The following is a 21072-nucleotide window of genomic DNA, read 5'->3' as shown; positions in this document are numbered from 1 at the left end:
CTATGGATAATCCCTGGGGTAATATTTCTCTAAAGGAGAAGGTCTTTATCTCAGAAGCTGACGAATGTGTTGACCTTAAGAATCTGTGGAAAGGTAAGGATACCCGACTTCAGTTGGATCTTCCTCCGGAACCTTTTATTGGCAACATTAATACGTCTAAGCTGATAGTTTTATTGTGTAATCCGGGCTTTTCTGAAGAGGATAAGGCCATACTTGAATCCCCTGCATTCTTGAATGAGTATGAAAAGTGTATTCATTCGGGAGGGCGTGATGGAGGTTTTTATTACTTTACTCCAGAAACGGTAGACCTTCCCGGGGGAATGTGGGCTAAGAGGGTTTATAATCAGATTATAAATGCGGGAATTTCTGGAATTTTCCCTGGGGTTAGATCTTTTGATGATTTGGGTGAAGGTCGACAGCGGGAGGTTTTGGATATTTTCTATAAAAATATCATGCATATCGATCTCTTTCCGTACCGCTCGAAGGCCTCTCATGGTCGTCTTAAGGGGGATGGGGAGTGTAGGGATTCTCAAAAGAAATGCAAGGCGGATATTATCCCTAGTCAGGAGTGGCAGTTTGATCTTGCTGCTAAGGCTGTTGAGAAGGCGGAGCGAGGGGAAGCATCTATTGTGGTTGTTCGTCCTGTAGAGCACTGGTTCTGCAATGTCCGTTCCTTGAATGATATTTTTGGGGAAGTTTCTAATTTTATTAGGTATACGCCATCACGGGCTGTTCGTTTTACTAAGGGGTCGCTAGATTTTCAGAACGGAAAAGGAACGTTTGATACTATCGTCGATAGGTTATTTTCCTAATTTTCCTATTGGAAATCCCGCACCCTCACCCGCTTCTTCCCCACAAAGTCCCAGGCCTCCACCCGCACGCGGTCCTCGTACACGCGCACCCGCAGCCCGGAGGCCGCCGGGCCGTCGAGGATCGTCTCGTCGTGGTCGCCCTCGGGCATGTAGGCGTTGAGGATGGCCCCGGTGTTGACCACCGGAAACCCTCTCTCCCCGGCCTCCCCGGTGCCGGCGTAGCGGCGCACGCCCCACCAGTCGTGCTGGTGCAGCAGCGAGGTGTGGCTGTGGGAGGTGAACATTACCTGGTGGGTGTAGCGGCCCAGCACCTCGGAGAGGGCCTCGATGTCCTCGTAGTCGTTCTGATACCAGGCGCTGTGGGACATGGACACGGTGTTGGGCAGCAGGTAATGCGCAAACAGCAGCACGGGGGTATCGCGCGCGGCCCAGTGGGCCAGGCGCTCGTCGAGCCAGGCGAGCTGCTCGGGGGACATGCGCACGAAGGGCTCCTTGCCGTCGCGGTCCACGTCGGAGTAATACTCCGAGTTGAGGGTGAGCAGGGGAACGCCCGCCACCAGGGTCTCGCCCCAGAGTTCCCGGTTGCCGGAGCGCTCGAGGAACCGGCGGATGTAGGCCTCGGAGCCCTCGTCGCCGTACATCTCGTGGTTGCCCGCCGTCATGATCGTGCGCCCGGAAGCGTGCGGGGTGCGTGCGGAGGCGGCGGAGAACTCCTCCCACAGGCGCGCGCTGCCGTTGTCCACGGCGTCGCCGTTGATGACCAGCGCGTGCGCGGGCTCAGGCATGGCGTTGAGCTGGCGCACGGCGTCCTCGTAGCCCTCGATGTCCCCCTGGACGTCGGAAAGCACGTCTACGATCGCCAGGGGAGGGCCCGCTGGCTCGGGCAGGGGGACGGTGACCGCGACGTTGTCGATGGCCCAGAACCAGTCATCGTTGCCGCCGAGGTAGCGAAATCCCAGGCGCAGGGTGGTTGCCCCGGCGGGCAGCTCCACGGTCAGGGACTCGCGGGAGGAGAAGCGATCCGATTCCAGGCGCAGGATCTCGCGCTCGCGGCCGTCGATCTCCGCGGTGACCGCCGCGCGCTGCCCGGGCCTGCCCTGGCGGTAGTGGGAGTCGAACTCCACCACCACCGCGGTGTGCCCGGATACGGCGATCTCCGGGGAGAGGAGGCGGGCGTCCATCGAGTCCGTGGCGTTGAGGCGCTGCTGCCGGGACTCCACGATGGCCACCTGCCGGTGCCCGCGCGTGAACCAGTGCCGCTTGTCCGTGCCGCAGGCCCAGGCCCAGTCGCGGATGGTGGTCAGGGTCCAGCCCTCCCAGCGCTTTTCCCCGGAGGTCACGCCCTCTACCGCGCTCGTCCACCCCTCGGGGAGTCGGTGGGTAAAGGCGGCGGGGTTGGGCACGGCGTCGAAGCCCTCCCAGAACAGCAGGTGCGGGCGGGGCCGCGCGGCCTCCCCGGCGGGTGCGGACACGGCGGGCGCGGCGCGGCCGAGCAGGGGCAGCAGACCGGACGCGGCGGCGGCCTTGAGGACGGTACGGCGCTTCACGGGAAAACCTCCGGGGGCGGTGCTTAACGGTCGCGGTGCGGGGACGGCCCGCATTATCGCAGCCGTGCGCGACGCCCCGATGAACGGAGGGAGGAGCGGAGATGAGCGTTGGCGGAACACCGGGTAAACGCGGGCGGCCATATGCCTCAACGGAAACCGGCCATATCACTCAATAAAAACGAGCCATATGACGCAATAAAAACGAGCCATATGACGCAATAAAAACCGGCCATATCACTCAGTGTGCTATCCTCAACTGGGAAAACGAGGTAGGGAAGGGGTAGTGCCGTGGTGGCTCACTATCTGCCTAGAATCGCCGACGCGAGGCTGGCGCGCGCCCTGGCGGAGAGCGGGGCGGTACAGATCAAGGGGCCCAAGTGGTGCGGCAAGACGGCCACGGCGCTGCAGCAGGCGGGCAGCGTGATGTATCTGCAAGACCCCGACTATTCGGCCTCGTATCTGGCCTTGGCGGAGGCGAAGCCCTCCAAGCTTTTGGAGGGGGAGGTGCCCAGGCTCATTGACGAGTGGCAGATGGCGCCTCGGCTGTGGGACGCCGTTCGCTTTGCCGTGGACCGCAGGGGCGAGCCCGGGCAGTTCATTCTCACCGGATCGAGCACGCCGACCGTCACCCCGGCGCACTCTGGGGTCGGGCGGATCACGAGCCTGGTGATGCGCCCCATGACGCTGCACGAGTCGCGGGAATCCAGCGGGGACGTCTCGCTCGGTGATCTTTTTTCGGACCCCGGTGAGGGCATAGGCGGCATCTCCACCCTGGACGTGGAGGACTTAGCACATGTCCTGTGCCGGGGCGGGTGGCCCGCGGGGATCGCCTCGGCGCACGATCAAGGGGCGCGGCTTGCCCAGGCATACGTGGATGGGCTCATTGAATCGGATATTTCTCGCGTCGATGGGGTCAACCGCAACGCCACGCGGATGCGTGCCCTCATGCGCTCGTATGCGCGCCACGTATCCACGCAGGCGTCGCAGGCGACCATAGCGGCGGACCTGGCCGTCAACGACGAGGCGATGTCGCCCAATACCGTGAGTGATTACCTTGACGCCCTGGCTCGCGCGTATATCACCGACGAGGTTGAGGCGTGGAACCCGGCGTTGCGTTCCAAGACGGTGGTGCGTACCAGTCCCACCAGGCATTTCGTGGACCCCTCGGTGGGAACTGCCCTGATGCGCGCCAACCCTGCGGACCTGTTGCGAGACATGGAGGCCTACGGGCTCCTCTTCGAGTCCCTGTGCGTGCGCGACCTGCGCGTGTACGCCGAGGCGATCGACGGAACGCTCCTGCACTACCGGGACAAGACCGGCCTGGAGGCGGACGCGGTGCTCGTGCTCGCGGACGGTAGCTGGGCGCCAATAGAGATCAAGCTCGGGGAACGCCAGGTGGACGAGGCCGCGGCGAACCTGAACAAGCTAGCCAACAGAGTGGACAGCGCGCGCATGGGTGCGCCCTCCTTTCTGGCCGTGGTCACCGGTGGCCGGGCCGCTTATCGACGCCCCGACGGCGTGTACGTGATCCCCCTGGCGTGCCTGCGGCCGTAGGCTACCTCGGCAGCTCGTCCCCCAACCCGGGGTAGGATGCCTGCGCGCCGTGCCCCGTGGCGGCGTAGGCTCCCACGCGCGCGGCGTGGCGGGCGGCGTCGATGAGCGACGCCCCCTCGGCCAGCCGGGCCGCGCAGGCACCGGCGAAGGCGTCGCCCGCGCCGGTGGTATCCACGGGCGTGATCGTGGGGGTGGGGATCGGGGTGACCTCCTCGCCCCGGGCCACCAGGGCGCCGCGCTTGCCCAGCGTGAGCACCACGGAGGCAAAGCCCTCCGCGATCAGGGCGCGGGCGAGGTCCTCGGGGGCGTCGGAGTCCAGCGGGTGCCCGAGCTGGTCGAGGATCAGCCCGGCCTCGTGCTCGTTGGCCATGAGGGGATCGGCGCGCAGCAGCGCCTCCCTGGGCACGGGCACCACGGGGGCGAGGTTAACGACCACCCGGGTGCACGGCCCGGCGCCTGCCACGGCGCGGGCGAAGCCCTCGGCGGGAATCTCGCCCTGAAGCAGGATCACGGCGGCCTCGCGCAGGGCGTCGGCGTGGCGTTCCACGTACTCCCCGGTCACCGAGGCGTTGGCACCGGGCACCACGATGATGGAGTTCTCACCGTCGCGGGAGACGGTGATCACGGCCAGGCCCGTGGGGCCGTCCACCTCGGCCACCCCGGAGCAGTCCACCCCGCTGCTGCGCAGGCGCTCGGTGGCGGGGGCTGCGTAGGGGTCGCGCCCCACCGCGCCGATGAGCGCCACCTCCGCGCCCTGGAGCGCGGCGGCCACGGCCTGGTTCGCGCCCTTGCCCCCTGCGGAGATCGCCCCGCCGCTGCCGGGCAGGGTCTCCCCGGGCCGGGGGTGGCGGTGGACGTGAACGGTGAGGTCGGCGTTGATGGAGCCGACGACGACGACCCGGTTGGGCATGGGCGGTTCTCCCTTCGGATGGGCGGATAATGCACAGCCTAGCCGGTGGGGGAGTTGTCCCCGCCGCGCTGGGGCTGGTGTGGTTCCCACGGGTAACACCGTGGAATGAGGCTATCGCGCGATGCCGTGCTGGGGCCAGAGTGATGCACACCGGCCCCACAGCGGAATGAAAGCGTCTTTTCATGCCTCGGCGTGACGCGGGGGAATCACTCCCGCCACACCATGGCGTCGCCCCGTCACTCCCGCCCGGCCGCACCAGCCGACGCCACCCGCCCGCCCCACCGCCGCGCGGCCTCAACGCCCCCGGAGGCATAAAAAACTGGTGGGCACCTCGGTGCCCACCAGCGCGTAACCCTCGGCGCTTCTTAGACGAAGCCGCCGCGATCCTCGCGGACGTCAAAGTCGATCTGACGCGGGTTCAGGCGGTTGAGCTGCGTCACGTGCTCCGGGCCCAGCTCGTCCACCGAGGCCACCTGGAGGAGCTGCATGGTGCGGCGCACCTGCCCGGCCAGGATCTCGATGGTGCGGTCCACGCCCGCCTCGCCGCCGGCCATGAGGCCGTAGAGGTAGGCGCGACCGATGAAGGTGAACTTCGCGCCCATCGCCAGGGCCGCCACGATGTCCGCGCCGTGCATGATGCCGGTGTCCATCGCCACGTCGAGGTCCTTGCCCACCTCGCGCACCACCTCGGGCAGGAGGTGGAAGGGCACGGGGGCGCGGTCGAGCTGGCGGCCGCCGTGGTTGGACAGGATGATGCCGTCCACGCCCAGGTCCGCGAGCTTCTTGGAGTCCTCGAGGTTCTGCACGCCCTTGACCACGAGCTTGCCGGGCCACAGGGCGCGGATCTCGTCGAGGTCGTCGAACTTGATGGTGGGGTCCATCGCGTTGTTGAGCAGCTCGCCCACGGTGCCGCCGGTGGTGGTCAGGGAGGCGAACTCCAGCGGCGGGGTGGTCAGGAAGTCCCACCACCACCAGGGGCGCGGGATGGCGTTGAGCACGGTGCCCAGGGAGATCTGCGGGGGGATGGAGAAGCCGTTGCGGGCGTCGCGCAGGCGGGCGCCGGCCACCGGGGTGTCCACGGTGAAGAAGAGGGTGTCAAAGCCCGCCTTGGCGGCGCGCTCCACCAGCCCGTAGGAGATGGAGCGGTCCCGCATCACGTAGAGCTGGAACATGTTGCGCCCGTGCGGGTTGGCCTTCTTCACGTCCTCGATGGACGTGGTGCCCAGGGTGGACAGGGCGAAGGGGATGCCCGCGCGGCCCGCGGCGCTGGCCCCGGCCACCTCGCCCTCGGTCTGCATGAGGCGGGTAAAGCCCGTGGGGGCGATGCCGAAGGGCAGGGAGGAGGGGCCGCCGAAGATCTCGCAGGAGGTGTCCAGGTGGGAGACGTCCTTGAGGATGGAGGGGTGGAACTCCACGTCCTTGAACGCCTGGCGGGCGCGGTTCATGGAGATCTCGTCGTCCGCGGCGCCGTCGGTGTAGTCGAAGGCGGCGGCGGGGGTGCGGCGCTTGGCGATGGCGCGCAGGTCGTCGATCGTCTGGGCCTTGCTCAGCCGCGCGCGCTTGAGGTTCAGGTCGGGCGTCTTGAACTTCAGCAGATCAAAGATCTCGGTGGGATTGGGTACTTGGCGTGGGATTTTTGCCATGATTACGGCGGCACTCCTTGTTGGAAATAATCTTCTCCACGTAAGTTTATCCCAGTGCCCGAGCGCTAAGGCATACGCGCTTGACGTGAACTATCACACACTACCCGAGGGGTGGCGGCACCGCAGAAAGAAGCTCCCGGGTGTAGGGGTCCTGGGGGTCCTCCCACACCCGCTCCACGGGACCGTGCTCCACGATCCTCCCCGCGCGCATCACCGCCACCTCGGTGCACAACCGGCGCACCACGGCGAGGTCGTGGGTGACAAAGACGAGGCTGCGGTCCGGGGTGACCACCTCGTCGAGCAGGTCCAGGATGCGCGCGCGCACCGTGACGTCGAGGGCGGAGACCGCCTCGTCGGCCAGCAGCACCTCGGGTTGGGTGGACAGCGCCCGGGCCAGCGAGAGCCGCTGGCGCTGCCCGCCGGAGAACTCGTGGGGCAGGCGGCGGGCCGCCGAGGGGTCCAGCCCCACCTTCTCCATGAGCTCGGCGGCGCGCTCGCGGCGGTGGCCTCGGCCTGTGCGCGGCAGCGCCTCGGTGATGGCCGCCCCCACCCGCATCCGGGGGTTGAAGGAGGAGAAGGGGTCCTGGAACACCATGTGGGCGCGCCCGTGCAGCCGCGCCTCGCCGGAGTCCGCCTGCTCCAGGCCGGCCAGGACCCGCAGCAGGGTGGTCTTGCCGGAGCCCGAGCCGCCCACGATGCCCAGCCGGGCGCCGCGCGGCACGGTGAGGTCGATCCCGCGCAGGGCCCGCACCGTGCGCCCGGAGGAGCGGAAGGTGCGCGTGAGGCCGCGCACCTCCACCGCCGGGCTCTCGACGCCGCTGTGGTCACCGTGGTCACTGTGGTCACCGTGGTCGGCCCCGTTGCGGCGGGCAAGCGCGGGCAGCCGCGTGGCCGCTATCAGCGCGCGGGTGCGCGGGTGCCGGGGGCTGCCCAGCACCTCCTGGGCGGTCCCGGATTCCACGATGCGGCCCGAGTCCATCACCAGCAGCCGCTGGCACAGCGAGGCGACCAGGGAGACGTCGTGGCTGATGAAGATCACGGAGATGCCGCGCCGCGCGGTCACCGCGCGGATGACCTCGACGATCTGGCGCTGCACGGTGGCGTCGAGCGCGGTGGTGGGCTCGTCGCAGACGAGCACCTCCGGGTCCTGGGCCAGCGCCATGGCGATGAGCACGCGCTGGCGCTGTCCCCCGGAGAGCTGGTGGGGGTAGGCGCGCAGGTGCTCCGGGGAAAGCCCGACGTCTGAGAACAGCTCGGCGGCGCGGCTTTGGGCCCGGCGGCGGTCCAGCCCGGGCATGGCCTTGCCCAGCTGGTTGCCCACGGTCATGAGGGGGTCGAGCGCCGTCATGGGCTCCTGGAACACCATCGCTATGCGGCTGCCGCGCAGGCGGCGCGCGCGGCGCTCCGGCATCCCCACCAGCTCCTCCTGACCCAGGCGGATGCTGCCGCGCACCGGCAGGGGGCACAGGGCCATGAGGGCCAGGGCGGTGAGGGACTTCCCGGAGCCGGACTCCCCGATGAGCCCCAGGGTTTCCCCGGAGCGCAGCGTGAAGCACACGTCGTGCACGAGCCCGGCGACGGTGAGGTTGTCCACGCGCAGCGCGGCGGCGTTGTCGGTCACGTCAGGCCCTCCTCTCGCGGGGGTCGAGGGCGTCGCGCAGGCCGTCGCCCAGGAGGTTGAATCCCAGCACGGTGAGGGCCACCGCCGCCCCCGGCCACAGCGCCAGGTGCGGCGCGGAGGCGAGGGAGGCCTGGGCGTCGCCCAGCATGCGGCCCCAGGAGGCATCCGGGGGAGGGGTGCCCAGGCCGAGGAAGCTCAGCGCCGCCTCCGCGAGGATCGCCAGGGCGAACGCCACGGAGCACTGGACGATCAGGGTGGCCGCGATGTTGGGCAGGACGTGCACCACGGCCAAGGCGGGGTTGCTGCGCCCGGCGATGCGGGCGGCGGCGATGTAGTCCTGGGTGAGCACCTGGAGGGCCCCGGCGCGGGTGACGCGAAGAAAGCCGGGCACCCCGGCTATGCCGATGGCCACCATGGCGGACCACGTGGAGGGGCCCACCACGGCCCCGGCGAGGATGGCCAGGAGCAGCGCGGGGAAGGCCAGCAGGAGGTCTGCGCCGCGCATCACGGCGGCCTGCACGATCCCGCCGCGCAGCGCCGCCCACAGGCCCAGGGGCACGCCGAGGGCGAGGGATATGCCCACGGACACCAGCCCCACCAGCAGCGTGATCTGGGAGCCGACCATGACGCGGGAGAGGACGTCGCGCCCGAAGCGATCCGTGCCCAGCAGGTGGTGCGCGGAGGAGCCCTCGAGGCGATGATCCGGGGAGACGGCCAGGGGATCGTGCGGGGTCCACGCCAGGGAGACCAGGGCCATGGCGACCACGGCGCCCACCAGCAGCAGGCCCGCCCATCCGGGGGCGGTGAGGCGGCGCATCATGCGGGGGGTCCTTCCTCGGCGGCGCGGCGCGCGGGGCGCAGGCGGGGGTCGATGAGGGTAGTGGTCACGTCCACCGCGAGGTTGACCAGCAGCACGAAGAACACCAGCACCATCACAATGCCCTGCACCAGCAGCAGATCCCGTCCGTTGACGGCGCTTAAGAGCAGGGAACCCAGCCCGGGAATGACAAAAACCTTCTCGATGACCACCGCGCCCACCACCAGCGAGGTGAGCTGCAGCCCGGTGACGGTGAGCACGGGGACGGCGGCGTTGCGCAGGCCGTGGTCGATCAGCGCCCGAGCGCGGCCCCGGCCGGTGGCGTAGGCCGTGCGCATGTAGTCCTGGTGCAGCGCCTCGAGCAGGGCCGAGCGCACGTAGCGGGTGAGGATGGCCGCCTGCACGGCGGTGAGGGAGAGCACCGGCAGCACCAGCCGGGAGAGGAAGCCCGCGACGTCCTCCCCCGGGGGCACCCAGCCGTTGGCCGGGAACCACCCCAGCCGCAGCGAGAACACCATCACCAGCGCGATGGCGGCCAGGAAGCTGGGCACGGCGATGCCCACCTGGCTCAGCGCCGCGACGATCCCGCCCCAGGGGCGGCGGGTGGCGAGTATGCCCAGCCCCACGGCGAGGAGGAGGGAGAGGGCGAGGGCGCTGCCGCAGAGGATCAGGGAGACCGCCCCGCGATCCAGCAGCAGCGGGCCGATGGGCTGGCCGCTGGCGAGGGAGGAGCCGAAGTCCCCCCGGATCATGCCCGCCACCCAGCGCGCGTACTGCTCGGGCAGCGGCCGGTCCGTGCCCATCCGGGCGGAGAGCTCCGCCACGGCGGAATCCGTGGCGGTGACCCCGAGGGCCACCTCGGCCGGGTTGCCGGGGACCACGCGCAGCATTCCGAAGATGGCGAGGCTCCCGAGGACCAGGAGAAGCGCGAAGCGCAGGACGTGCCCGCAGACGATCCGCAGCATCAGCCTCGCCCCTTTGCCATGCGCGCGAGCGGGAGGGAGTCCACCGCCGCGGTGGGCTCGATGCCGCCGATCTCCGGGCGCGATACCACGATGTTCGGCAGGTTCATCAGGGTATCGGCGGCGGCCTCCGCCATGAGGGTATCCACGGCCTGTTCCATGAGCGCGGCGTTGTCCTCCGGTGCCGCTGCGTCGGCGGCGTCCAGCAGCTCCCGCGTGCGCGGGGAGTCAAAGCCCAGGTAGTAGTCCGGGTTGCCGAAGAGGGTGGGGACGTCCCGGGGCTCGACGTGCGCGATGAGGGAGGCGTCGTAGTCGTGCCCCTTGAGCACCTGCGCCAGCCACACCGCGGGAAACTCCGCGGACTGGAGGGTCACCCGGAAGCCGACGTCGCGGAGCTGGGAGTACACCAGCTCCGAGGTGGCCTGGGCATAGGGCAGGGAGGGCACGGTGATCGTGACGTCGAGGCGGGGGTCGCTCCCGTCCGTGGCAAAGCCGGCCCGGCGCAGCCGGTCGCGCGCCCGGTCCGGGTCGAAGGGGTAGCGCCCGGAGGGCCGATACCAGGGGTCGGTGGGGGGAACCGGGGCGCCGCCGGTGTCCACTCCGTAACCCTCCCACACCGTGTCGATCACGGCCTGGCGGTCCACCGCGTGGAGCACCGCCTGGCGCACCTCCACGCGGTCGAAGGGCTCCCGGCGGTTGTTCATGGAGAACAACACCTCGCCGTTGGTGGTGCCGACGTCGATGTTCCACCGCCCGCGCGCCCGCAGGGGGTCCAGCAGCTCGGGGGACTGCAGCGCCCACAGCACGTCCACGTCCCCGGATTCCAGGGCGTTGGCGGCGGAGACGGCGTCGGGAAAGTAGCGGATCTCCGCCGCCCGGTTGGCGGGGGCCGGGCCCCAGTAGTCCGGGCGAGCGCGCAGGCGCAGGGCGCTGCCCACCGCCCACGCCTCCACCTCGTAGGGTCCGGTGCCCACCGGGTGCGCCGCGAGGTCATCCACGCCGCTGGGGGTCATCATGGCCCCCACCAGCGTCCCCATGTTCCACAGCCAGGAGACCGAGCGCCGGTGCAGGCGCACCTCCAGGGTGAGGTCGTCCAGGGCGCGGGTATCGGCCACCGGGTCCATCTGCGCCTTGAGCCCGTTGGTCCACGCGCCGCCGCGCACCCGATCCAGGGAGAACTGCGCGGTGTGGGCGGTGAAGGCGTCCCCGTTGCTAAAGCGCACGCCGGGGCGCAGGTGGAAGGTGTACACGGTGCCGTCCGGGGAGACCTCCCAGGAGGAGGCCAGCCCCGGGCGGATCTCCCCGGCGGAGTCGATGGTCACCAGCGTCTCGTACACGTTGCCCATCAGGGCCTGCGGGATGGCGGCCCCGGAGGTGGTGGTGAAGTCCAGGGAGGCGGGGGCGGCCCCGGCGGCCAGCACCACGGTGCCCTCCCGGCCCTCCCGCGCGGAACCGTGGGGGGCGGGGTCGTTGCCGGCGGCGCCGGTCAGCGCGGTGGACCCGGCGGAGCAGCCAGTCGCGCCGAGCAGAAGGGCGCCGAGGACGAGGGCCGCCAGGGGCCGGGCGGGATGCCGCAGAAGCATGCAGAGCAGAGTAACAGAAAAAGAGCCGCGGGCCGGGCGGGTGCCAACCGGTTGCGGGTTGGTAGGATCAAAGGTGTTTTCAGCATCGCCCGACGAGCCTTACGAGGAGGCCCCATGCTGCTGAGCGCTCTCATGCTCTCCGCCACCGCCCTGCACGCCCCGGTGTACCAGGAACCCATCGAACCCCAGCCGATCGCTGTGCCCGAGGCCTCCGTGGTGCCCGAGGCGCCCCAGACCGCCGTGGGCGAGCCCGTCCACGCCGAGGCCCTGGGGGAGGCCCACCTGTTCTCCGGTTCCGGCACCTCCGTGGAGGCCTTTACCGCGTGGTTCGAGGGAGGGGACTTCGTGGAGCCCGACGCCGGGACAAAGGACTACCGCCCCCTGACTCTGCCCAACGGCCAGGTGGCCCACGGCGGGGACGTGATCGTCAAGGACGCCGACGGGCAGTTCCGCATCGCCTAACCGGGCGGCGCACGCCGTACGCCCCGGTCGCCGCGCGGCGACCGGGGCTTTTCTCTGCACGGGCGTCTCTGCACGGGCGTCGGCGCGACGCCGAAAAGTGGGGCAGGGCACACTCCGGTGCTCGCCGCGGGTACCCTTAACGGGATTTCTCCACGAGCAAGGAGGCGGTACCCCATGAGCCAGGACACCCAGCACGCGCGCCCCGGCGCGCACCCCGCCGCGCCGAGGGCGCGCGCCCGCAGGCGGCTGCAATCCGATCCCCTCATCTTCCTCCCCGCGGCCGGGATCATCGTGGCCTTCGTGATCCTCACCCTCGCGCTCGGCCCCGTGGCCCGGGACGCCTTCTCCCGCACCGCCGGATGGCTGCTGGACAACCTCGGGTGGATGTACATCGGCGGCGTCTCCCTCATGCTGATCTTCCTCCTGGGGGTCTTCGCCTCCCGCTACGGGCGGGTGCGCCTGGGGGACGACGACGAGGAGCCGGAGCACAGCCTGGTGGCCTGGTTCTGCATGTTGTTCGCCGGCGGGGTGGGCGCGGTGCTGATGTTCTGGGGCGTGGCCGAGCCCATCAACCATGCCTACAACGTGCCCAGGGCCGATCACGCGCGGATGTCCCCGGAGGCCATCACGGAGGCCTTCGCCTTCACCTTCTACCACTTTGGCATCCACATGTGGGTCATCATGGCGCTGCCCGGCCTGGCCCTGGGCTACTTCATCTACAAGCGCAAGCTCCCGCCGCGCCTGTCCTCGGTCTTTGCCCCCGTGCTGGGCGGGCGCATCTACTCCGCGCCGGGCAGACTCATCGACGTCCTGGCCATCGTGGGCACCACCTTTGGCATCGCGGTGTCCGTGGGCCTGGGCGTGCTGCAGATCAACGCGGGCATGCACACCCTGTGGGGCACCCCGATCGTGAGCTGGGTGCAGCTTCTCATCATCGTGGTCATCACCGCCGTGGGCTGCCTGTCCGTGGCCTCCGGGCTGGATAAAGGTATCAAGGTACTCTCCAACCTCAACATCGCGGTGGCCGTGGCGCTCATGCTGTTCATCCTGTTCACCGGCCCCACGCTCACCCTGCTGCGGCACACGGTGGAATCCTTTGGCATCTACGCCGCGTGGCTGCCGGACATCATGTTCTGGTCGGACTCCTACCAGGACAACCCCGGCTGGCAGGGCAAGTGGACGGTCTTTTACTGGGCCTGGACCATCTGCTGGTCGCCCTACGTGGGCATGTTCGTGGCGCGCATCTCCCGGGGGCGCACGGTGCGCGAGTACATCGCCGGGGTGCTGGCCCTGCCCACGATCTTCGTGGTGATCTGGTTCAGCGTGTTCGGGCGCGCCGGGATCGAGCTGGAGCTGCGCCGCCCGGGCTTTCTCACCACCCCGGCGGTGGAGGAGGGGGACGTCCCCGCCGCGCTCTTTAACTTCCTGTCCCAGTACCCGCTGGCCGGGGTGGTCTCGGGCTTCGCGCTGGTGATCATCGTGATCTTCTTTATCACCTCCATCGACTCCGCCGCCCTGGTTAACGACATGTTCGCCACGGGCGAGGAGGACAAGACCCCCACCTGGTACCGCGTGTTTTGGGCGGTGATGATCGGCGCGGTGTGCACGGCGCTGCTGCTGATCTCCCCGGACACGGGCATCGCCTCCCTGCAGGAGGTGGTGATTATCGTGGCCTTCCCCTTCTTCCTCATGCAGTTCGTGATGATGTACTCCCTGCTCAAGGGCATGAGCGACGACGCCGCCGCGACGCGGCGGGTGCGCACCCGCCGCTGGGAGCGCACCGACAGCCCCGAGAAGCTTCAGGAGCACGAGGCGCGCCCCGCCCCCGGCTACGACGAGCAGGGCAACGCGCTGCCCACGCCCACGCTGGAGCGCGACGAGGAGGGCAACATCGTGCTGCCGGGCAACGTGGTCATCGGCGGAGACCTGGGGGTCAAGGGCGAGATGACGGACGAGCCCGGCGAGGGAGGGGAGGCCCAGCCCCGCTTCCGGCTCATCGAGCAGTCCCGCCCGCAGACCGCCCGGGAGTGGGAGGAAAACTCCTAGCCGAGGCCCCACACCCGGGCCAGGATCTCCATGGCGCGGAAGCTCTCCTCCCCCGTGGGGGCCAGCACGGAGACCATCAACTCGTCGGCCTGGGCCAGGTGGGCGAAGCCGTCGAGGTACTCGCGCACCTCGTCGCCCGTGCCCACGGCGCTGTAGTGCAGCATCTCGACGATCTGCTGCCCGGCGGGGGAAGCAACGAGCTGGTCGAGGTTGGCGTCGCTGATGTCGCGGTTGCCGCGCGCGGCCAGGGCGCGCACCCGTTCCCGGCGCACCAGGCGGGTCTGGCGCTCGGCGTCCTCGTGGCTCTCCGCGGCGGTGACGTTCACGGCCGCGATCACGTAGGGCTCGGGGTGGCGCTGCGAGGGCTGGAAGTTCTCGCGGTAGTACGCGGTGGCCTGCGTGAGGTGCGTGGGGGCAAAGTGCGAGGCGAAGGCGTAGGGCAGGCCGAGCTTGGCGGCCAGGGAGGCGCCGAACATGGAGGAGCCCAGGATGTAGAGGGGCACGTTGGTGCCCCTGCCGGGCACGGCCTGCACGCCCGGAACGGGGGAGTTCTCCGAGAGGAACCCGGCCAGCTCCATCACGTCGCCGGGGAAGTTCTCGGCGGCGTGGGGATCGCGCCGCAGCGCCCTGCCCAGGGTGTTCATGTCCGTGCCCGGGGCGCGCCCCAGGCCGAGGTCGATGCGGTCGGGGTAGAGCTCCGCGAGCATGCCGAACTGCTCGGCCACCACGTAGGGGGAGTGGTTGGGCAGCATGACCCCGCCCGCACCCAGCCGGATCGTGGAGGTGTGGGCGCCCACGTGCGCGATGAGCACGGCGGGCGCGGAGGAGGAGATGCCGGGCATGTTGTGGTGCTCGGCGTACCACATGCGATAAAAGCCCAGCGCCTCCGCGCGCTGGGCCAGTTCCACCGAGCGGGCCATGGAGGCTCCGGGGCGTTCGCCCTCGTGCACGGTGCAGAAGTCGATGAGGGAAAGGGGAACGGCGGGTGCCACGGGAGCGGTCCTTCCTTAGGGCGGAGGTTGCTTACTGCTCCCGTGCAACAGCGAGCCCCGGGGAATCATTCCACCCAGGAGGCCTTGCGGGGCTTGGCGAGGTCGATGGCAACGCCGACGACCGCGCCCGCGAGGGTGGGCAGCACCCAGCCCAGGCTCTGATCGGACAGCGGCGCCCAGCTCACCAGGGGCGAGACTCCCGCCACGCCCAGGTCCGCCAGCGTGGTCAGCGCGGACCACACCACGGACACCCAGATGGCGATGAGGAAGGTGCGCACGAGGTGCACCCGGCGGCGCAGCAGCGGCTCGACGAGGGTGAGCAGGATGAGCGTGATCGCCGGGGGATAGATGAAGGTGATGATGGGCGCCGCCACGGTGAGCACCGTCTCCAGCCCCATGGTGGCCATGCCGAAGGACATCACGGAGAAGATCACCGCCCACACGTGGTAGCGCACGCCCGGCATGAGGAACTCGAAGAACTCGCTGGTGGCGGCGATGAGCCCCACCGCCGTGGTCATGCAGGCGAGCAGCACGATCGCGCCGAAGAGCACCTGGCCGGGGGTGCCCATGGTCAGCCGGGCGGCGTCGGACAGCAGCCCCGCGCCGTCGGTGTAGGAGACGGGATCGGGGATGGTGTGGCCGATCAGGCCGAGCCCGATGTAGATGGCCGCGAGCAGGCCGCCCGCGCCCAGGCCCGCGAGGATGGTGCCGCGCACGAGGGGGGCGCCCTCCTGAACGCCCTTGTACCGCAGGGCGGAGATCACCACGATGCCGAAGGCCAGCGCGGCGATGGAGTCCATCGTGAGGTAGCCCTCCAGCAGCCCCGTGGTGGCGGGGGTGGACGCGTACTTTTCCGTCGGGGCCAGTACCTCGCCGTGGAAGGTGGTCAGCGAGAGCGCCACCAGCACCACCAGCAGGATCAGCAGCAGGGGGGTGAGGTACTTGCCCAGGTTGTCCACGATCTTGCCGGGCTTGTACGCCAGCGCCAGCGCGATGCCGAAGAAGATGGCGTTGAAGATCGCGGAGGACGCCAGCGAGTTCCACCCCGTGAGCGGCTGGATGGCGGTGGAGTAGCTCACCGCCCCGGTGCGCGGCAGGGCGTAGAAGGCCCCGATGGAGAGGTACGCCAGCACCGAAAACACCAGGCCGAACACCACGCCGCCGCGGTTGGCGAGGTCGCGCACGTTGCGCCCGGAAATGGCGATGGCGATGATGGCGAGCACCGGCAGCACCACGCTGGTGGCGAGGAAGCCGAGGATCGCGGGGGTAAAGCTCGTGCCGGCCTCCACGCCCAGCATGGCGGGGAAGATGAGGTTTCCGGCCCCAAAGAACATCGAGAACAGCATGAAGGCCGTGACGATGAGCAGCATCGGGGAGGACTTTTCTCTAGTCATAGGGTCACCTGTACCTTGAGCAGGGAACAAAAGATTAGAGACCAACACTACCCGCGTGCGTGGGCTCCCCGTGCAATGCGGCGCACAATTTCCTCCAGGTTTCCCCGCGAGGTGGCAAAGTTCAGCCGCGCGTGGCCCTGGCCGCCCTTACCGAAGAGGCGGCCGTCGTTGAGCGCCACCTTGCCGTGGCGCAGCAGGTGCCCGGCGGGATCGGCGGCCAGGGCGGTATCGCGGAAGTCCAGCCACATCAGGTAAGTGGCCTGCGGGCGGGTGACGCGCAGGCCGGGCACCCGCGCGGGCAGCTCGCGCGCCAGCCAGTCGCGGTTGGCGCGCAGGTACTCCACCTGCTCGTCGAGGAAGGGGCCGCCGTGGCGGTAGCAGGCGGCGGCCGCGAACACGCCCAGGGTGCCCACGCCGTCCTTGACCACCGGGTTGAGGCCGCTCCAGGTGCGGCGATCCTCCGGGTTGGTCAGGATCATCTGCGCGCATTTGAGCCCCGCGATGTTCCACGCCTTGGACGTGGCGGTGACGGTGACGCAGGCAAGGCCCGCGGCCTCGGAGAGCCCGGCCGCCGCCACGTGGGTGCCGTCGAGCACCAGGGGGGCGTGAATCTCGTCCACCAGCACGCGCGCGTGGTAGCGCTGGGCCAGCGCTACCAGGCCGTGCAGGAAGTCCTCGTCCAGGGCGTAGCCCAGGGGGTTGTGCGGGGAGCACAGCAGGATGGAGCCCGCGCCCCGGGCGAAGGCGCGCTCGATCTCGTCGAGGTCCATGCCGCCCCCGGCGCCGACGTCGATGCGCCCGCGCCCGGCGGCGTCGGGGATGCTCAGGAACGGCGGGTAGGCGGGCACGGGGACCACCACCGGGGAGCCGGGGCGGGTGAAAAACTGCACGGCGAGCGTGAGCCCGCGCACCACGTCGGCCACCTCCACGATGTGGGCGGGGTCGGGCCGCCAGCCGTAGCGGCGGGCGGAAAACTCGGAGAGGGCCTCCGGCAGGTCCGAGGAGGCGGGCGTGTAGCCGAAGGACTCCGCCTCGGCGTGGCGCAGGATGGCCTCCTTGACCGGGGAACAGGTGGCAAAGTCCGACTCCGCGATCCACGCCGGGAGGACGTCCTGGGGGTAGGCGGTCCACTTGCGCGTGCCTCGGGAGCGCAGGGCATCGAGATCGGGTGTGTGCATGACTCCCCAGCGTAGCGCGTCGGGAGGCGGCTACATAGACAATGTGGTCTATTTATTCCTCGGCCTCGGCCTCATCCTCCCCGGCGCGGGCGTGATCGCGGAAGCCAAAGCGCTCGAGGCGCTTGCGGTCCGCCTCGGAGGTAGAAGAGGTCAAAGCCAGCAACTGGCTATAGATGCCGCCGGAGACCGCCAGCTCGGCGGGGGAGCCCACCTCGTCGATGCGGCCCTTGTCGATGGTGATGATGGTATCCACGTCCGCGATGGTGGAAAGCCTGTGCGCGATCATCAGGGTGGTGCGGTGCGCCATCAGGGCGTCCAGCCCCGCCTGCACCGCGCGCTCGGCCTTGGTGTCCAGCGCGGAGGTGGCCTCGTCGAGCACCAGCACCGGGGCGTCCTTGAGCATGGCGCGGGCCACCGCGATCCGCTGCTTCTGCCCGCCGGACAGGCGCAGGCCGCGCTCGCCAATCACCGTGTCATACCCGTCCGGGAAGGCCATGATGAAGCCGTGTGCGTTGGCGCGCCGGGCCACGTCTATGATCCGCTCCTCGCTGGCCCCGGGCATGCCGTAGGCGATGTTCTCCCGGATCGTCCCGGAAAACAGGTTGGGCTCCTGGAACACCACGCCCACCGACGCCCTGAGCTGCGCGCTGTGGAGATCGGCCACGTCGTGCCCGCACACGGACAGCCGTCCCGAGGTGGGGCGGTACAGGCCCAGCAGCAGATTCACGATGGTGGACTTGCCGCCGCCGGACTCGCCCACCAGCGCCACCCGCTCGCCCGCGCGCACTCGGAAGGGCATGCCCTTTAACACCGGCTTGTTCTCCTCGTAGGCGAAGGAGACGTCGTCGAACTCGATCATGGGGCGGCCCTTAACCGGCGCGAGCGCCGGGGCGGGGGAGAGATCGAGGCGGGGAACGTCATTGGCGGAGGTCGCCGCGACGATCTCCGGGTGCGCGGTGGCCTCCGTGGCGTGCCCCATCACCGCGAAGTAATCGCGCGACCCCGCGATGGCGCGCTGCGCGGTGTCCACGATCCAGCTCATCATGAACACCGGCTGGCGGGCCATGTTCACCAGTTGAATCAGCATCACCATGTCACCGAGCGAGAACATGCCGTGCAGCGTGCGATAGAAGATCACCAGGTAGATGGCGAGGAAGAGGGCGTTCATCGCCGCCCCGCGCAGTGTGTCCATGGAATGCCAGAACCGGGACTGCCGCCGGGTGAGCGAGATCGTGCGCCCGTAGCGCCGGGAGAAGGAATCCAGCTCGCGGGCCTCGGACACAAAGGACTTGGCCACCTTCACCTGGCCCACCACCTCGGCAAAGCGCCCGCCCGCGTGATCCACCTGCTCGTTCTTTTCCTGCTCGATGCGCTGCCACCGCGAGCTGGTCAGCGCCGTGAGCCACATGTACAGCGGGAACAGCGCGGCCAGCAGGATCGCCAGCGGCCAGTAGTACCACCCGCAGATGGTCAGCACCGCCGCCGTGGTGGCCAGCATGGGAAAGAAGTTATTGGAGAAGGACTGCAGGAACTGCGTGATGGAGGAGATGGAGCGATCCAGCCGGGCGATAATCGCGCCCGTGGCTTGGGTATCAAAGTAGCCCTGCGGCATGGCGAGCAGCTTGGCAAAGTACCGGGTGGACAGGATCTGGCGCATGCGCGCCGCCATCACGTCCCCGACGTACCCGCCCACGTTGTTCATCACCGTGTAGCTCAGCTCCGCCACGAACAGGGCGGCGGAAAGCCACAGCAGGGTGCGCACCACGCCATCCGTGGGTCCCGCCCCTCCCACGGCCCCCACGATGGTGTCCGTGGCGTGCTTGAGGATGAAGGGAAACGCCAGGGACAACGCCGCGCGGGTGATCGCGGTGAGGATGATGCCCAGATAGTACGGCCACAGTGCCGAGGTGCTGCGCAGAATGCGGGACAACGATTGCACGCAAAAGCCTTCCGGAAAAGATAAGGTGATGGGAAACCGGCGCGGGCGCGCCAGGGCAACCATTATGCCATCGGTTGCCAGCGCCGCCAGTGGCGCGGCTACAATTGGGCGGCAATACGGATCAAGACAGCCACGGCAGGAAGGCGCAAGGGCCGAAGTGAAAACGAAGCAAACGATCGCCCTCGTGGGCGCGGCATGCGGCTGCGCCCTGGTACTCACGGCCTGCTCCCAGGGCGACGGCCAGGTGGGCGACCCGGAGGGGTCCATCGAGGTGACCACCTCGGAGACTCCGGTATTCCAGCCGGAGGACGTGGAGACCATCGTTGCCGAAAACAGGTGGGAGCCCGTGGTGGACACCGGGCTCAACGTGCGCTGGCACCTCCAGGCCACCGCCAGCGGCAACGCCGGCGGGTCCATCCTCACCGTCGAGGTGACCAACCTCAACGACGTGGCGATCCCGCAGGACGCCATCGGAGACCCGATCCTGACCATCAACGGGGGCACCACCGTGGACCGCCTGGACGCCGAGGCCTCCGGCGTGGCCGGGCAGGATGGGCTGGACCGACCGCTGGGCGCGCACGCCACCACGAACCTCCGCTACGCCTTCGACGTGGCCCCGGGGAACCTCTACGACGCCGAGTTTGAGATCGGCAACGTGAAGTTCGAGGGCAGCCTCTAAAGGTTGGGCTGCGGGAGGCCCGTTGGCGAGGGTGGCCAACGGGCCTTTGGCGTTTCTATCGAAAGAATATCTACCGGGAACCGCGCGGCCCGTGGTGGAGTCTAAAGAAAACGCGGGCACACAGAGCGCACGGTGCTCGCTGGCTCTATCGGCTGCACCGGGAGGTATCCATGACAGTTCGCTTATCGACGCGCGCCCTCATCCCCCTGTGGGTTGCTCTGCTCGCGGGGACGGCGGCGTGCTCCTCGACGGACACGGGGATCATAGCCCACGAGGCGGTGGGCGTGAGCGGCGCGGAAACCGTGGGCTCCGCCGCAGGATCGGCGGCTCGGGAGGAGAAGCGGGGAGGGGGAGAAAACGAGAGCGGTGGGCTGCCCTTCGAGGTGGGGCCCTGGGATGCGAGCGATCCGAACTTCCGCTTCTTTGATCCCTGCGCGGAGATACCCGCCGAGGTCTTTGCGGAGGCGGGGTTGGGGGAGATGGAAGGTAATTTCCTCTTCGAAGAAGGTAGGTATTCCAACTGTTATTTTTCTTTATCTGATGGAGGGGATTATTTTCCTGACACAGAAGTTACTCTCTTCTCTGACCTGATATCGGAAGATAGATACAGTTCGACTGGTCTGAGGATTTTGTCTGAGTCTGATCAGAGAGGGGTATATCTTGTGGACGATGGAGGCAGTTGCTCTACTTCTATGGATACCAGTAGGGGGCGGTGGGGAGTTCTAGTTTCTTATAGCGGTGACGGTGTGGAGAAAGATGAGTGTAAGATTGCGCTCTCTATTCATAATTCCATAATTGAAAGGTTGGATGTTTGATATGTTGAGCTTGCGGAAAGATAATCTTGTTGGAGCGGTAGGTAAAATATCTTCTCTCTCTAGAATTGCTAAAACTGCTGCTGCTACTCCATTACGAGCCACCATCAACGGCAGTTTC

General features: G+C 68.4%; 17 protein-coding genes. 6 read left to right on the top strand and 11 right to left on the bottom strand.

Annotated elements, in window-relative coordinates:
- Positions 1 to 2: 2 nt before the first annotated feature.
- Positions 3 to 812, top strand: a complete 810-nt coding sequence (locus tag B140_RS13660; RefSeq protein WP_156801601.1) for a hypothetical protein — start codon at positions 3 to 5, stop codon at positions 810 to 812.
- A gap of 5 nt (positions 813 to 817) precedes the next feature.
- Here B140_RS13660 and B140_RS0101845 read toward each other — a convergent pair whose 3' ends face one another.
- Positions 818 to 2359, bottom strand: coding sequence for a metallophosphoesterase family protein (locus B140_RS0101845; RefSeq protein WP_018117648.1), 1542 nt, complete (start codon positions 2357 to 2359; stop codon positions 818 to 820).
- 291 nt (positions 2360 to 2650) lie between these two features.
- Here B140_RS0101845 and B140_RS0101840 point away from each other — a divergent pair, with 291 nt between their 5' ends.
- The gene (locus B140_RS0101840) at positions 2651 to 3913 is read left to right on the top strand and encodes an ATP-binding protein (protein ID WP_169332513.1); all 1263 of its coding nucleotides are present in this window, start codon (positions 2651 to 2653) and stop codon (positions 3911 to 3913) included.
- Position 3914: 1 nt separating this feature from the next.
- On the opposite strand, the gene B140_RS0101835 is transcribed toward B140_RS0101840, so the two are convergent.
- The 6 genes from B140_RS0101835 to B140_RS0101810 form a co-directional block, all read right to left on the bottom strand.
- A complete protein-coding gene (locus tag B140_RS0101835; RefSeq protein WP_018117646.1) occupies positions 3915 to 4823 on the bottom strand; it encodes a ribokinase in 909 nt (302 codons plus the stop codon).
- Between the two features lie 365 nt (positions 4824 to 5188).
- A complete protein-coding gene (locus B140_RS0101830) occupies positions 5189 to 6466 on the bottom strand; it encodes an alpha-hydroxy acid oxidase (RefSeq protein WP_018117645.1) in 1278 nt (425 codons plus the stop codon).
- Positions 6467 to 6566: 100 nt separating this feature from the next.
- Positions 6567 to 8087, bottom strand: coding sequence for an ATP-binding cassette domain-containing protein (locus tag B140_RS0101825; RefSeq protein WP_018117644.1), 1521 nt, complete (start codon positions 8085 to 8087; stop codon positions 6567 to 6569).
- A gap of 1 nt (position 8088) precedes the next feature.
- Positions 8089 to 8907 carry an ABC transporter permease gene (locus B140_RS0101820; protein ID WP_018117643.1) on the bottom strand — a complete coding sequence of 273 codons (819 nt, stop codon included), beginning with the start codon at positions 8905 to 8907 and terminating at the stop codon, positions 8089 to 8091.
- A complete protein-coding gene (locus B140_RS0101815; RefSeq protein ID WP_018117642.1) occupies positions 8904 to 9869 on the bottom strand; it encodes an ABC transporter permease in 966 nt (321 codons plus the stop codon). Before B140_RS0101815 ends, B140_RS0101820 begins: the two co-directional genes overlap by 4 nt.
- A complete protein-coding gene (locus B140_RS0101810; protein ID WP_018117641.1) occupies positions 9869 to 11449 on the bottom strand; it encodes an ABC transporter substrate-binding protein in 1581 nt (526 codons plus the stop codon). Before B140_RS0101810 ends, B140_RS0101815 begins: the two co-directional genes overlap by 1 nt.
- A gap of 114 nt (positions 11450 to 11563) precedes the next feature.
- Here B140_RS0101810 and B140_RS12870 point away from each other — a divergent pair, with 114 nt between their 5' ends.
- Together B140_RS12870 and B140_RS0101800 are read left to right on the top strand one after the other, a co-directional pair.
- Complete coding sequence (locus B140_RS12870; RefSeq protein ID WP_018117640.1) at positions 11564 to 11911, top strand: hypothetical protein; 348 nt, start codon at positions 11564 to 11566, stop codon at positions 11909 to 11911.
- 174 nt (positions 11912 to 12085) lie between these two features.
- A complete protein-coding gene (locus B140_RS0101800) occupies positions 12086 to 13957 on the top strand; it encodes a BCCT family transporter (RefSeq protein ID WP_018117639.1) in 1872 nt (623 codons plus the stop codon).
- On the opposite strand, the gene B140_RS0101795 is transcribed toward B140_RS0101800, so the two are convergent.
- The 4 genes from B140_RS0101795 to B140_RS0101780 all read right to left on the bottom strand — a co-directional run bounded on the left by B140_RS0101795 (position 13954) and on the right by B140_RS0101780 (position 19460).
- Positions 13954 to 14949 carry an LLM class flavin-dependent oxidoreductase gene (locus B140_RS0101795; RefSeq protein ID WP_018117638.1) on the bottom strand — a complete coding sequence of 332 codons (996 nt, stop codon included), beginning with the start codon at positions 14947 to 14949 and terminating at the stop codon, positions 13954 to 13956. The genes B140_RS0101800 and B140_RS0101795 overlap by 4 nt on opposite strands.
- Before the next feature lie 65 nt (positions 14950 to 15014).
- Positions 15015 to 16343 (bottom strand): branched-chain amino acid transport system II carrier protein, encoded by a 1329-nt coding sequence (brnQ, locus tag B140_RS0101790; protein ID WP_026165878.1) that lies wholly within the window; start codon positions 16341 to 16343, stop codon positions 15015 to 15017.
- Between the two features lie 47 nt (positions 16344 to 16390).
- Positions 16391 to 17521 (bottom strand): MalY/PatB family protein, encoded by a 1131-nt coding sequence (locus tag B140_RS0101785; protein ID WP_018117636.1) that lies wholly within the window; start codon positions 17519 to 17521, stop codon positions 16391 to 16393.
- A gap of 52 nt (positions 17522 to 17573) precedes the next feature.
- Complete coding sequence (locus tag B140_RS0101780) at positions 17574 to 19460, bottom strand: ABC transporter ATP-binding protein (RefSeq protein ID WP_026165877.1); 1887 nt, start codon at positions 19458 to 19460, stop codon at positions 17574 to 17576.
- A gap of 157 nt (positions 19461 to 19617) precedes the next feature.
- On the opposite strand from B140_RS0101780, the gene B140_RS0101775 reads away from it, so the two are divergent.
- Both B140_RS0101775 and B140_RS13160 read left to right on the top strand, forming a co-directional pair.
- On the top strand, positions 19618 to 20139 hold the full coding sequence (locus B140_RS0101775; RefSeq protein ID WP_018117634.1) for a hypothetical protein: 522 nt from the start codon (positions 19618 to 19620) through the stop codon (positions 20137 to 20139).
- A 170-nt stretch (positions 20140 to 20309) separates the two neighbouring features.
- Positions 20310 to 20954: a DUF3558 family protein gene (locus B140_RS13160; protein WP_083912191.1), complete on the top strand. Its 645-nt coding sequence runs from the start codon at positions 20310 to 20312 to the stop codon at positions 20952 to 20954.
- Positions 20955 to 21072 lie beyond the last annotated feature (118 nt).

Source organism: Corynebacterium mastitidis DSM 44356 (genome assembly GCF_000375365.1).
Classification (GTDB): Bacteria; Actinomycetota; Actinomycetes; order Mycobacteriales; family Mycobacteriaceae; genus Corynebacterium; species Corynebacterium mastitidis.
Note: the sequence above shows the minus strand (reverse complement) of the source record. Positions and strands in the feature narration are given on the sequence as shown.